This window comes from Amycolatopsis sp. La24, assembly GCF_029087445.1.
GTDB lineage: Bacteria > Actinomycetota > Actinomycetes > Mycobacteriales > Pseudonocardiaceae > Amycolatopsis > Amycolatopsis nivea.
Genome location: NZ_JARACH010000017.1, coordinates 13,069 through 26,014 on the forward strand (window position 1 = coordinate 13,069; position 12,946 = coordinate 26,014).

Annotated in this window: 11 protein-coding genes and 1 tRNA gene; 9 read left to right on the top strand and 3 right to left on the bottom strand. The window is 68.8% G+C overall.

What is annotated here, in order from left to right; translation table 11 throughout:
* Positions 1-41: 41 nt before the first annotated feature.
* Both PUT80_RS17840 and PUT80_RS17845 read left to right on the top strand, forming a co-directional pair.
* The gene (locus PUT80_RS17840; RefSeq protein ID WP_275292899.1) at positions 42-791 is read left to right on the top strand and encodes a protein phosphatase 2C domain-containing protein; all 750 of its coding nucleotides are present in this window, start codon (positions 42-44) and stop codon (positions 789-791) included.
* A 63-nt stretch (positions 792-854) separates the two neighbouring features.
* Positions 855-939: transfer RNA gene (locus PUT80_RS17845), tRNA-Ser, on the top strand.
* A gap of 50 nt (positions 940-989) precedes the next feature.
* Here the strand turns inward: PUT80_RS17845 and PUT80_RS17850 are convergent.
* Positions 990-2,432, bottom strand: coding sequence for an MFS transporter (locus PUT80_RS17850; protein ID WP_275292900.1), 1,443 nt, complete (start codon positions 2,430-2,432; stop codon positions 990-992).
* Positions 2,433-2,560: 128 nt separating this feature from the next.
* Between PUT80_RS17850 and PUT80_RS17855 the strand changes: the two genes are divergently transcribed.
* The 6 genes from PUT80_RS17855 (at position 2,561) to PUT80_RS17880 (ending at position 7,751) form a co-directional block, all read left to right on the top strand.
* On the top strand, positions 2,561-3,319 hold the full coding sequence (locus tag PUT80_RS17855) for a TetR/AcrR family transcriptional regulator (RefSeq protein ID WP_275292901.1): 759 nt from the start codon (positions 2,561-2,563) through the stop codon (positions 3,317-3,319).
* Between the two features lie 42 nt (positions 3,320-3,361).
* Positions 3,362-3,739, top strand: a complete 378-nt coding sequence (locus tag PUT80_RS17860; RefSeq protein ID WP_037808544.1) for a nuclear transport factor 2 family protein — start codon at positions 3,362-3,364, stop codon at positions 3,737-3,739.
* Positions 3,740-4,110: 371 nt separating this feature from the next.
* The gene (locus PUT80_RS17865; protein ID WP_009084635.1) at positions 4,111-4,371 is read left to right on the top strand and encodes a hypothetical protein; all 261 of its coding nucleotides are present in this window, start codon (positions 4,111-4,113) and stop codon (positions 4,369-4,371) included.
* Between the two features lie 5 nt (positions 4,372-4,376).
* Positions 4,377-4,625 carry a hypothetical protein gene (locus tag PUT80_RS17870; RefSeq protein WP_043834588.1) on the top strand — a complete coding sequence of 83 codons (249 nt, stop codon included), beginning with the start codon at positions 4,377-4,379 and terminating at the stop codon, positions 4,623-4,625.
* Positions 4,626-4,632: 7 nt separating this feature from the next.
* Positions 4,633-7,383, top strand: coding sequence for an FtsK/SpoIIIE domain-containing protein (locus tag PUT80_RS17875; protein ID WP_275292902.1), 2,751 nt, complete (start codon positions 4,633-4,635; stop codon positions 7,381-7,383).
* Positions 7,380-7,751: a hypothetical protein gene (locus PUT80_RS17880; protein WP_037808549.1), complete on the top strand. Its 372-nt coding sequence runs from the start codon at positions 7,380-7,382 to the stop codon at positions 7,749-7,751. Before PUT80_RS17875 ends, PUT80_RS17880 begins: the two co-directional genes overlap by 4 nt.
* Before the next feature lie 382 nt (positions 7,752-8,133).
* Here PUT80_RS17880 and PUT80_RS17885 read toward each other — a convergent pair whose 3' ends face one another.
* Entirely contained in the window at positions 8,134-10,635 is a 2,502-nt protein-coding gene (locus tag PUT80_RS17885) for an endonuclease/exonuclease/phosphatase family protein (protein WP_343076890.1), read from the bottom strand.
* A 125-nt stretch (positions 10,636-10,760) separates the two neighbouring features.
* Between PUT80_RS17885 and PUT80_RS17890 the strand changes: the two genes are divergently transcribed.
* Positions 10,761-11,777, top strand: a complete 1,017-nt coding sequence (locus PUT80_RS17890; protein WP_275292903.1) for a CapA family protein — start codon at positions 10,761-10,763, stop codon at positions 11,775-11,777.
* Positions 11,778-12,154: 377 nt separating this feature from the next.
* Here PUT80_RS17890 and PUT80_RS17895 read toward each other — a convergent pair whose 3' ends face one another.
* Positions 12,155-12,862: an alpha/beta hydrolase gene (locus PUT80_RS17895; protein ID WP_275292904.1), complete on the bottom strand. Its 708-nt coding sequence runs from the start codon at positions 12,860-12,862 to the stop codon at positions 12,155-12,157.
* Between the last annotated feature and the right edge of the window lie 84 nt (positions 12,863-12,946).

The window sequence follows — 12,946 nt, forward strand, 5'->3', positions numbered from 1 at the left end:
TTTTGCTTGTTAACTCAGTCAACCAATGGTTTTATGGGGGCATGGCCACCGAGCAGACCCGGTTCATCCTGCGCTACTCCGCAGGCTCGGACCAAGGGCGACGACGCACCAACAACGAGGACTCCGTCTACGCCAGCGGGCGGATGCTCGTGGTGGCCGACGGGATCGGCGGCCAGCCGCACGGCGAGGTGGCCAGCTCGACCGCGGTCAGCGTGCTGGCCTCGATGGACGCGGAGCTGCGCACGCTCGACCTCACCGCGCACAACCTGTCGAACCTGCTCTCCGACGGCGTCCGCCGGGTCGCCGAGCAGCTCGCGCAGGTGGCCGAGGAAACCCCCGCGACGCACGGCATGGGCACCACGCTGACCACGCTGCTGTTCGACGGCACCCACTTCGCCGCGGCGCACGTCGGCGACTCTCGCGGCTACCTCCTGCGCGACGGCGAACTGCAGCGCATCACGCGCGACCACACCCTGGCACAGGCCCTGGTCGAAGACGGCACCATCAGCGCCGCCGACGCCGACCACCACCCGCGCGGCTCGATGCTGATGAAGGCGCTCCTGAGCACCGGCTCGGCCGAACCGGACGTCTGGGAATTCACCCCGCAAGCAGGCGACCGCTACCTGCTCTGCTCCGACGGCCTCACCGCGGGCGCCAGCGAACCGGCCATCCAGGACGTCCTCTCCGACGGCACCCCCGAGGAAATCGTCCCCCGCCTCATCACACTGGCCAACGAGGGCGGCGGCCCGGACAACATCACCATCGTGGTCGCCGACGTCGTGCCGGCCTGAGTCCGTCGCCGCAGGTCGGACCACCTGCGGAAGGCCGGAGGGCCATCCGGTATTCTTCCCCACGGAGGATTGGCCGAGCGGCCTAAGGCGCACGCTTGGAAAGCGTGTTGGGTTCACGCCCTCGCAGGTTCGAATCCTGTATCCTCCGCTGCAACACCACGAAGGTCCCGTCCGCACTGCGGCCGGGACCTTCGTCGTTCAGCGGGTGCGAGCGATCACCAAAGCCGCGCCGGCGGTCAGCGCCGCACACACCGCCGCCGCCACTCGGGTTTCCGTACTGAAGGCCGCGAAAGCCGCCTCGCGCAGTGCGTCGCCTGGCGGGAGCTTTGCCGCGGACTCCAAGGTTTTCCCGGAATCGGACGGCATCGCCGCGCGGTAGACGGCCGCGCCGAGGCTGCCCAGCAGGGCGATTCCCATCGCGCCGCCGAACTCCGCTGACGTCTCCGCCATCGCCGACGCCATCCCGGCTCGCTCCGGGGGCGCGGCGGACAGGATCACGTCCGTCACCACCGCCGCGACTCCGGCGATGCCGAGCGACACCACCGTGAGCGCCGCGATGAAGTACCCGATTCCGGGCGGCGGCAGCGTCAGCAGGACGAACCCCGCCGCGGCCACCAGCAGGCTGATCGTCATCACGCGCGGTTTGCCGATCCGGCCGGCCAAGGTGGCGGCCGCCCCGATCCCGACCGGCATCACGGCGAAGGTCGGCAGCGACCACAGCGCCGACTCCAGCGGGCTCATTCCCCGCACGACCTGGAGGTACTGCCAGGTGAACAGGTTGAACCCGACCAGCGCGAACGTCGCCAGCAGGTCGATCAGCAACGGCACCGCGAACGCACGCGACCGCACCAGCGCGAGGTCGATCAGCGGACGCGCAGCGGTGCGCTGGCGGCGTACGAAAGCCACGCCTACGGCGAGACCGGCGACGCAGCTCGCGATCGACAGCCAGTCGAAACCGTGCGCGGCGATTTGCTTGACGCCGTAAACGATTCCGAGCACGGAGACGATCGACAGCACCGCGCCGAGCAGGTCGAACCGACCCGTCGCGGGGGTGCGGTGTTCCGGCAGCAACAGCGGACCGAGCGCCAGCAGGAGAACCATCACCGGCACGTTGATCAGGAACACCGAACCCCAGAGGAAGTGCTGGAGCAGCAGGCCGCCGATGATCGGCCCCAGCACGGCGCCACCCGCGAACCCTGCCGTCCACAGTCCGACGGCGGTGGCGCGCTGCCGGTCGTCGTGGAACATGCCGCGGATCAACGCGAGCGTGGACGGCGCGAGCGTCGCACCGGCGATGCCAAGCAGCATCCGGGCGACGATGAGCGTGGTCGGCGTGGCGGCGAAGGCGGCGAGGACCGACGCGCCGCCGAACGCCGCCGCTCCGGCGAGCAGCAACCGGCGACGGCCGATCCGGTCGCCAAGCGTGCCCATCGTGATGAGCAGGCCGGCCAGCAGGAAGCCGTACGAGTCCATGATCCAGAGCAGCTGCGAACCGCTCGGCTCCAGATCGGCGGTCAGCGACGGCATGGCCACGAACATCACTGACATGTCCATCGACGCCAGCACACACGGCAGCAGCAGGACCGCCAGTCCGGCCCATTCCCGTGGACCGGCTTTCGCGGGGGTGGTTTCTTCGAGCATGCGTACAAAGTACGCATGCTCGCCGCCGCGCTTCAAAGTCTTTTATCCAGCACCTTTACCGCGCACCTGACCGACGGGCTAGACTTTCCGCACGCTCGGTCGACGTGTGACGAAAAGAGGTGCATCGAGTGAAGTGCGGGTCCTGCGGAAAGCCGCTCGCCGCTCCGGACCGGGGCCGCCCGCGGCAGTACTGCTCAAGGGCCTGCCAGGCGAAGGCGTACCGGGCGCGCAAGGCGGAGTCCGAGGACAACCACGGCCACATGACCGTCGACCGGATCGTCCGAGCGGGGATCGCGGTCGCGGACGCCGAGGGGCTCGAAGCCTTGTCGATGCGCCGGGTGGCGGCGGAACTCGGTGCCGGAACCATGGCGCTTTACCGACATGTCGCGTCCAAAGACGACCTGGTGGCGTTGATGGTCGAAGCGGCGCTCACTGAGGTCCCGCTGCCGGAAACCCCGCCGCGCGACTGGCGCGACGGGCTCGAGCGCGCCGCCTTCCTCGACTGGGACCTCTACCACCGGCACCCGTGGATCCTGGCGAAAGTGCTGGTGACGACCCGAACCCACGACAGCCCCGCCCTTTCCGCGGGCAGCGAGCACGCGTTCGCCTCCTTCGACGGCCTCGATCTCGACCCAGCCGACGCGTTCCGGTACATGTTCCTGTTCGCCTCGTACGTGCAAGGCGTGGCGCTCACCTACGTCAGCGACGTGGAGGCCGAACGCCGCGGCGCACCGGCGCACAACCCGAGCTTCGCCGACTACCCGCGGCTCGGCAGCGCGATGCGGTCGATGGCCGAGCCGTGGGACCTGGACGAACTGTTCGCGTCCGGGCTTTCCGGTGTCCTGGACGGGATCGCGGCCGATCTGGCGCGCCAGGGAATCCGCTGACGGCGCGCCGTCCCACCCCTCGGACGCTGGCAGACTTCGTTCATGGACCACAGCGCCGCGCAAGAGTTCGCCGACCACTGGGCAAAGGCTTGGAACGCCCACGATCTCGACGCCCTGATGACCCACTTCGCCGAGGACGTGACCTTCCGGTCCCCGGTCGCGGTCCAGGTGATCGGCGGCGACGGCGTGCTCCGCGGCAAAGCGGCGCTGCGCGCGTACTGGGCCGAAGGGCTCCGCCGGATTCCCGATCTCCGCTTCGAGGTCGTCGGCGTCTACGTCGGACTCGGCGCGCTCGTCATCAACTACCGCAACCAGAAGGGCGGACTGGTCAACGAGGTCCTGGTCTTCGACGGCCCGCTCGTCGTCGAGGGCTACGGCACTTACCTCGGCGACGACCCGAATCCGGCAGGCGCTCGCTGAACCGGGCGGCGGGCCGTCGCTGTCCGCAACCGCGGCAGGGGCTGGGATCGGCCGAACGGTCCTACCCGCTAGGCTTCGCCGCAGACTTCATCGCAGCCGTCCGGAGAGGTTTCCCGGTGTCACGAATACCGTTTTGACCTGGGCGTTGGCCGGCGCACCCATCCCGATAACCCGCAGGTCAGAAGGCTGAAACGCGGGTTTCGGGCCCCGCGTGCGCACCCGATGAGCCGACGCCCGACAGGCCCCGGACTGCCGACCGCGTCCGGGGCTTTGTCGATTCTCCCGTTCCCACTTACTTACCGAAGACACCTGATCACGCTAAGTTTGTATGTGGTCGTTTCAGCCCACGACGCACCGAGGAGCCCGCCCCCATGGCCGGAGTGGAAGAGATCCGCGCTGGTATCGCGCTCGCGAACGAGAAGGCGTCCGCGAGCATCGCCGCGCTGCAGCAGGCAGCGCAGGCACTCGAAGAAGCACAGCTGTCGCTGTCCCAAGCCACCCAGGGCAGCAGCCAGCACGAGGTGAACCAGGCGCACGGCCTGCTCGCCGAAGCGCTGCAAGGGATCACCGGCATGCAGAGCACCATCCAGGCCGGCATCTCGTCGGCCGACTCCTACTCGGCGCGGCTTTAACGCCGATGTCGGGGCTCGCCGAAATCCACCAGTTGCTCACCGCCGCGCGAGCGGGGGTCGGCGACGGACGGGCGCATGCCGAGCGGGCGCAAGCTCTGCTCGGCGACGCCCGGCGCGCACTCGTCGACGCGCAAGCCAAGGCAGATCCGTGGCTGCCGCAGCAGTTGGCGCAGGCCGACGAGGCACTCGAGCACCTCCTCACCCGTTTAGCCGCCGCCGACGAATTAGTGGGCGGCTACCAGTCACGCCTGTAGGGATGAGATGGCCAGCAAGTCAGCCGAGCAACGCAACCGTGTGCAAACCGCCCTCGACCGGGTCCGGCACCAGATCGGGCTCGTGCTCGGGGCCGCGGCGGGCGCGCGCGAAATGGCCGAGGCCGAGGTGGCGCGGCTGACGCTGGAACAGGAGATCGTCCGGGTCGGCATGGACCACGCCGATCCGGCGCAGCAGACGGAGTGGGCCAGGCATCCGGCGGCGCACGAGGTGTTCGCCGCGCTCGGCGGCACCCGCGCCGCCTTCTACACCGACTGGAGCGCCGGTCCCGGCGAACTGCGCGACCTCGTCGCCGCGCACGCGCCGGGCCCGGCCGGGCGGCCGCCGAGCGAATGGCTCGGCCGCGTCGGCACGAATCCCGGCGTCACCGCGCCCGGGCTGTGGCGGGTCGGTTCGGCCACCGCGGCCGGACGCGACATCTCGCGCACGTTCGACGTCGCCGTGCCGCTGCTGGACGAATCGCATCTGGCCATCACGTCCGCGCCGAAAACGCGGCCGGTGGTGGACGGGATCGTGCAGGGCCTGCTGATGCGCGTGCTGTCGGCGTTCGAGCCCGGCGCGGTGAAAATCCACCTGTGGGACGTCGGGCAGCTCACCGCGATCCTGCCGGACCTGTACCCGCTCAGCCGCACCAGCGCACTGTCGCTCTACGACCCGACGCGGCTGGAGGACCTGCTCGACGAGCTCGCCGGGCACATCCGCCGGATCCACGCCACCGGCATGCAGGCGGGCCACACCTCGTTGCGGGAGCTGCGAAAAGCCACCAACCAGCGGTTGGAGCCGTACCGGATCGCGGTGCTGTACGGCAACGGCGAAACCCTCGACGCAGAACGCGCGCGCGACCTCAAACGCGTGGCCAGCGGCGCGCTCGCGGCGGGGATCTGCCTGATCCTGGTGGACGTGCCCACCGCGGTGAGCGCGTCGATCGAAACGCTCAGCCTGCTGGACGAACGCCGCGCGGTCAGCAGCATGACCGGCAGCGACCTGGTCGTGGACCTGGATCCGTCGATGCCGTCCGGGCAGGTCATCCGCGCCGCGAACCGGATCGCCGAAGCACTGATCTCGAAGCAGGGCGGCCCACGATCGTTCGCCGATCTGATGCCCGCTGAGATCGGCCAGGAAAGCTCCGCGCGGGAACTGCGCGCGCCGATCGGGTTCCACGAGGGCGAAGCCGTCGAAGTCGTGATCGGCGACGCGAGCCCGCACGCGCTCATCGGCGGCCCGAGCGGTTCCGGGAAAACGAACTTCCTGTACGCGTTGCTGGGCAGTCTCGCCGCGCGCTACACGCCGGACGAACTGGCGTTGTACCTGCTGGACTTCAAGGAAGGTGTCTCGTTCGCCGGTCTCGCTCCCGGTCGTAAGGACTCCAGCTGGCTGCCGCACGCGAAACTGGTGGGCGTCAACGTCAACACCGACCGCGAATTCGGGTTGGCGCTGCTGCGTTTCCTCGCCGACGAACTGCGCCGCCGTTCCGCCGCGGCCAAGGAACACGAGGTCACGAACCTGGCCGACCTGCGAGAACAGGATCCGGGCGGACACTGGCCGCGGATCGTCGCGGTGATCGACGAGTTCCAGTACCTCTTCGCCGGACGCGACCAGGTCACCGCACAGGCCACGCAATTGCTCGAAGACATCGCCCGGCGCGGACGCTCGCAAGGCATCCACCTGGTGCTGGCGAGCCAAGACGTCGCCGGGATCGAAGCGTTTTGGGGCAAACCCGCGGTCTTCGAGCAGTGCACGCTGCGCATCGCGATGCCGAAGGCGCGCCGGGTCCTCGCGGAAACGAACACCGCGGCCGTATCCGCACCCAAGTGGCACGCGGTGATCAACCACGATTCCGGTGTCGCACACGGAAACCAGCTCGCACACGTGCCGGATGCGAGCAGTCGCAACGTTTTCGTGAACCTGCAGCAAAAGCTGTGGGAACTCTACGCTGGCCGATTCACCCGGCCACGCCTGTTCGACGGTGCGCATTCGCCGGTGCTGGAACAGTTCCCGGCTTATATGGAACTCAAGCCGAGCCCCCAGCCGCGAGCGATCCTCGGCCAGTCGATCGACGTCACCGAAGCCGCGTGCGGTGTCGAACTCCCCCGGGTACCCGGCCGGAACATCGCCGTACTAGGCGGCGCGACCGCGGAAGCGTTGTCCATTATGGACTCCGCCGCTCGATCGCTTTCCCGGCAAATGGAACTCGGGCAGGTCGAGTTTCTGTTGCATTGCCCCATCGTGGCGAGTTCCCCGGCAGTGTTGGACTTGAAGAGCCGGCTGGAAGTCGAGGGGCACATCGCGACGCTCACCGAAGACCTTTCCACCGAGCTGGAATCGATCGTCGAATCACTTTCCACGACGACGCCGCGCATCCTGCTGCTGTACGGAGTGGACGCCGCGTTGCCTTCGTTGGAGGCAAAGGCCGTCGGACAGTTGAAGAGCGGCCTCGACCATCTGCGCACGCTGCTGAAAAACGGCCCCGCGCATGGCGTGCACACCATCGGCTGGTGGCGCAGTACCGCGCGGCTCAAGGACACCCTCGGCTTCGGCGGCACGGACGACATCGGCACCTGGGCCGCACTGGACGTCCAGGGCAATGACCTGTCACCGTTCGCCGCGGGCCAGGTCGTGCATTGGTCGCCCCGACCGGGCCGAGCGTTGTTCTTCGACCGCACCACGCACGGGGCCCCGGAAGTCATCATCCCGTTCCAGCGCCCAGAAACCGAGCCGACCGCGGGAGGCACGCCGTGACCGAGGGAACCACCAGCCCCGCAATGCGGTACAAGGAAATCGTAGGCCTGGCCCGCGGTTCAGCGGACAGCCTGCGCGCGTGGGAGCTGGCGCGTGCGGACGAAATCGAACGCCAACTGGCAGACGCGCACGCGGCGGTGGCTGCCGCGCAGGATCGGGAGGAGAAAACCCGAGAGCGCGCCAACCGGTGGTGGAAGATGGCGCTGCACAACGTTTCGAGGCTGAGTTTTGTGGAGGCGCTGGACGACCCGCAGCCGGTGACTACTGCTCGGCCGCAGTATTTGGACCGGTATTTGGAAGAGGTCAAGCCGAGTTATCAGGAACTGGTACAGGCGGTGCTGGGGCTTGGCTGGCGAGCGAAGCGTTAAGCCGCAAGGGGTTGGTGCCCTTGGCTGGTGAAAGGCCGGGGGTGTTCAGCTTCGACTGAAACCCAATCGGCCAGTCCGTTCTCCGGGCCAGAGTCGGGACGGCTCGGCTAGCTTCAAACGGCGTGGGAGGCGCGCCACTCACGGTCCGGATCACCAGGTCGACCCCGAAGTCAGGAGGTCGGCTTGGAACCGCGTGCAGCCGCCCCAGGAGGTGTCGCACGCGAGGCCGGGTCACTCTGACGGTGAAGACCTTCGCGGCAAAGCGCCGCCCCAGGATCTTCCCAGGATCTTCCCAAGATCGCCGAAGCTCTCAATCCACCCAGCAAAAAAAAGCCGTGAGGGGAACCCTGACGGAACCAGGACTCCCCTCACAGCCAACTACCTACGCCGTCCGGTGGAACCACCGGTCAAGCTGGTCCAGCACATCATTCGCGAAATCCGCGAACGGATTCCCCGCCGAAGGCCGGAACCGCACCACCTGTGGGTCATGGTCGCTAGCCTGGTCAGCGAACTCCGCATTCACATGCACCACGTCATAATCCACCCCACGCGGCGCGGCCGACGCCAGAATATGGTCCAGCACCTGCGACTGGCCCTCGTACACGTAGCTGTACCGCTCAGCCGGCGGCAGCGTCGAGATCAGGTCCTTCAACAACCCACCCGACGTCAGCTTCGCCAGCGCGGGCGAGAACTGGTAGTCGTTCAGGTCGCCAGCCACCACGACGTTCGCCCGCGGGTCCGCGTTCAGCAGTTGCGAGACGAATCCCTGCAGCACCGTCGCCTGCTTCTGCCGCTGCACCTCGGAGCTGCGCGTCGGCGGCTGGTAGCGGCCGTGTGTCGGCTGGTCGCCGCCCTTGGAGTTGAAGTGGTTGGCCAGCACGAAAACCGTGCGTCCGCGGAACACGAACTCGCCCGCCAGCGGCTTGCGGCTGTCCTCCCACGCGTCGTTGCCCGGGTCGACCCGGCCCGGCGACTGCGTCAGGTGCGCCTTGCCGTGGTCGGAAACCACGCCTACCGAAGACGTCGGGCTGCCGCCCGGGCGATCCACAAAGGACACACGCGACGGGTTGAGCAGGAAGCCGACGCGGATGTTGCCGCCCGGTTGTCCGCCGTCCTCGTCGTTCACCGGGTCGATCTGCCGCCACTGGTACTGCGGGCCGCCGGCGGCGACGATCGCGTCGGTGAACTTCTTCAGCGTCGCGTCGGCGTCGACGGTTCCGTCGTCCGTCGCGCCGCTGTTGTCCTGGATTTCTTCCAGGGTAACGATGTCCGGCGTCGCGAGGTTGTCGACGATGCCGTGCGCGAGCTGCGCGTACTTGGTGTCCGAATCGGACGGTGCGAGGTTCTCGACGTTGTACGTCGCCACCGCGAGCTCGCCCGGACGCTGCTTACGCGTGGTTTCCTTCTGCAGCTTGTTGTCCTTGGCCGCACCCAGCTTCGACGCGAACAGCGTGTACCCGCCGAAGTTGCTGTACTCCACCGGGCCGGAGGTTACGCCGGTGAGCACGTCGCCGGTGTTGACCTTCGGCGTCGCCTGCTGCGCGGACGGAATGATCGACTGGACCTTCAGCACGCCGGTGTTGATCTTGTCGTAGCCGAGGTAAACCGTGCCGCCGCGCGGAGTCGGGTTCTGCTGCGGCTTCGTGGTCACGTAAAGCTCGCCGTACTTGTTGCTCGGGCCGACCACGCGTGCGTCGGAAACCTGGACGATCTCGCTTTCGTGCGATTCCCAGAAGTCCAGCGCGTACTTCGACGGTTCGAGCGGCAACGGTTCGATGTTGCCGCCCGCGTTGGGAGCCAGCACATCCGGCACCTGGTCCGGCGTCAGCACGGTCGGGGCGGGCAGCGGGTTGCCCGAAGAGCCGACCGTCCACTGTGCACTCGTCAGCTCGGTGAGCGACTGGTAGTTCGAGGTCGCGGGCGCGTCCGGGTAGTACTCCTTGACCTTGCCCTGCGCGGTGACCGCGTCGCCGACCGCCACCGCCGGGGTCGTCGATCCGGTGAACACGAACAGGCCCTCGCTGGTGCGCGGGTCGCTGTCGGGATGCGGGTCGGTGATCCAGAATCCGCGCGCCGAGCCGAAGCTCCGCACCGCGGTGACGATGCCGGTGACGTCCTCGACCTGCTTGTCCTTGAACGGCGAGATCCGCGTCGTGCCCTGGATGTCGTGGATCTTCGCCGGAACACCCGGTTCGCCCGGCTGCGTACCGGTGGTCTCGCCCTTGGTGTTGGTGGGCGTCGGGTCGCCGACGGCGAAATCCGCGCTGTTGTCGTCGGTGTCGGCGAGGGTCGCCGCCCGCGCGACCGAGGTCGTGTTCGACGCCGCGGCGGCCGGGTTTCCTTCGCGGACAACGGCATCGCCGAAGCCGACGAGGTCCTTGACGCGGCTGTCCGCCAGGCAATCCGCGGCGGTCTTGCAGGTCAGCGGCGCGCTGTCGGACACGAGCGCGACCGTCCCCGCGGTCGCGGACATCGCGATGCCCCCGGTCGCGTCAGGCGTCGGCAGCGCGACCGTGCCGCCGTTCCCCTTCCCCTCCGCGACGAGGTAGCGGCCCTTCGGCGCGACGGACCCGGCGAGCGGCGTGACCTGCCACTTGCTCGACGCGCTCGCCGAAGCGGGCAGGTACTGGACGCTGTACCCGTCGAGCGCGACGGGCGCGCCGCCGTGGTTGGCCAGCTCGATGAAGTCGTTGGTCAGCGTGGCGCCGGAATTGCCGCCACCGCCGTAGACCTCGGCGATCAGGGCGTCCGCGCTTGGCGCTGCCGAAGCGGGCGCGGCCAGTCCGCCCAGCGCGAGAGCAGCTGCGGAGACGGCAACCGCGCCTCTGGTCAGTCTTGCCCCACCGGCGCTGCGGCCCCCGGCGGGACGACGGGATATGGTCACCCTGAGTCCCCTCTGCATGTCAACGGTCGAGGCATCGTCCCCCGAACAAGCGAAGCAGAGGAAGACGAAAGGGCAACGATTCGTAACGAGCTGGAGGGATTTCCTCCTTTGGACGGGTTGACGCAATGATCACGCTCGTACTCGGCGGAGACGTCAACCTGCAGGGCCGCGCGAAGCCGGAAACGGCGTTCGACCCGTTGACCTCGCTGCTCACCGGCGCCGACGTGCGGTTCGTGAATCTCGAAGGACCGCTGTCCGGCTCGACCGGCATGGACATCCCGCACAAACCGAACTGGCGGCACTCGCCGCCGGAGATGGTCGCCGCGCTGACCGCCGCCGAGATCGACGTCGTGTCCGTCGCCAACAACGTCACCTACCCGCCGGCCGCGGCGATGGCGAGCCTCGCCGTGCTGGACCGCGCCGGAATCGCGCATTGCGGCGCGGGCTCGAACCTCGCCGAGGCGCACGCGCCGGCGGTCCTCGAACGACCCGGCGGCCGGATCGCGTTCCTCGCCTACACGTCGCTGTGCTGGCCCGTCGGGCAGGAAGCGACGGAGGACTCGGCGGGTGTCGCCGCGGCGGGCGCTTACACGTCGTACCAACCGGATCCGCGCGTCCTGGACGTCCCCGGCCGCCCGCCGATCGTGCACACCACGCCGGTCCGCCGCGACCTGGAGCTGCTGCTCGCCGACATCCGCCGCGCCCGCGCCGAGGCCGACCACGTCGTGGTGTCGATGCACTGGGGCCTCCCCGGCGACGAGCTGGCCGAATACCAGGTGACCTACGCGCACGCGATCATCGACGCCGGTGCCGACCTGGTCGTCGGACACGGACCGCACATCGTGCAGCCGGTCGAGGTGTATCGCGGCCGCCCGATCCTCTACAGCCTCGGCAACCTCGTCTTCGACTGGCCCGCCATGCGCGACCGGCACCGCGACGGCCTGCTCGCCGGGTGCGTCGTCGGCGAGCAGATGCGGGTCGAATTAGTGCCGATCCGCCGCGACGAAGACAACGAATGCGTACCGTTGACGGGAGACGACGCCGACGCGGCACTGCAGCGGTTCGTGGAGCTGTCCGCTCGCCGCGGCACCAAGGTGACAGTCAGTGACGGCTTCGCGACAGTCGAAGGACTTCGCGGCTAGACCGCTGGTCCCGCCGTCACCCGGACGGCGCATCTGCCTTAAATGCAGCTCAAGCCCGGGGTCGACTGGTACCGGGCGGGAGTACCTTACCGATGAGCGCGGAAACTGTGGCCCAGACCACTTTCGGGCCGCCCCGCCGCTCACGGGTAGCACCTCGCGGGGGAGGCGACACGGTCACGTGGGGGTTGACCGTCGTCGAGTGCGCAGGTGTCACCACCCGGGAAAACAGCCGCGGGCGCGGGACTTTCCGCTTCGCCCGCGACCGCGGCTCCACGGATTTGCCCCGGGGAAGCCTCGCGAGTGGCGAGGCGCCGCCTTGACCGCGCGGGGGAGCGCGGGAGGGGGAGGAAGGCGGCCCGCCTCGCCACTCGCGAGCATTAACCGCTGACGAGGGCCGTCGCGACGCCGTCGACCGCCCGCGCGCAACTCTCGCCGTGGGTGAGCGGCAGGTAGTGGCCCGCCCCCGGCACGATCTGCAGCGCCCCGTCCTGGCACGCAGCCAAAAACCGCCGCTCGCCGAGGCGGAAGTGGTCGTGGCGGCCGTTCAGCAGCAGTACCCGCCCCGGGTACCGGGCGAGGTCGGCGAGCGGGTCCATCCCGGCGGCCGCCTCCATCACGTCCGGGATGACTTCGGAAGCGATTCCCGCGGCGACGACCGGCTCGGCGACTTCCGCGGGGAGAACCCGGCGGAGGAGCCACGCGCTGAAGGAAGCGCCGTCGTCCGCGGTCGTCGCCAGCCCGCGGCGCGCGAACCGGAATCCGCCGCGCAGCACCGAACTCGGCTGGAGCGAACATCCGGCCCCCACCAGGGAAACGACCCGATCCGGATGCCGGGCCGCGGTCGCGATCGAGACGTAGCCGCCGAGCGAATGGCCCACCAGAACCGCGCGGCCGCCGACCTCGTCGATGGCCTCGGCGACCGCGTCGACCGCGCCGTCGAGAGTGAACTTCTCCCCGCGCCGCGTGCCGTGCCCAGGCAGGTCCGGCGCGGCGACTCGACCGCGGGCCAGGCGTTTCTGCTGCTGCCAGCACGCCCCGGACAACCGGATGCCGTGCACGAAAACCACCGGGAGCACGTCGCTCATGTCTCCGCCTTCCACCCAGGAATGCAACGGACCGTTGCATTGCACCGGTCTACCAAATGCAACGCACCGTTGCAAACCTGGTTA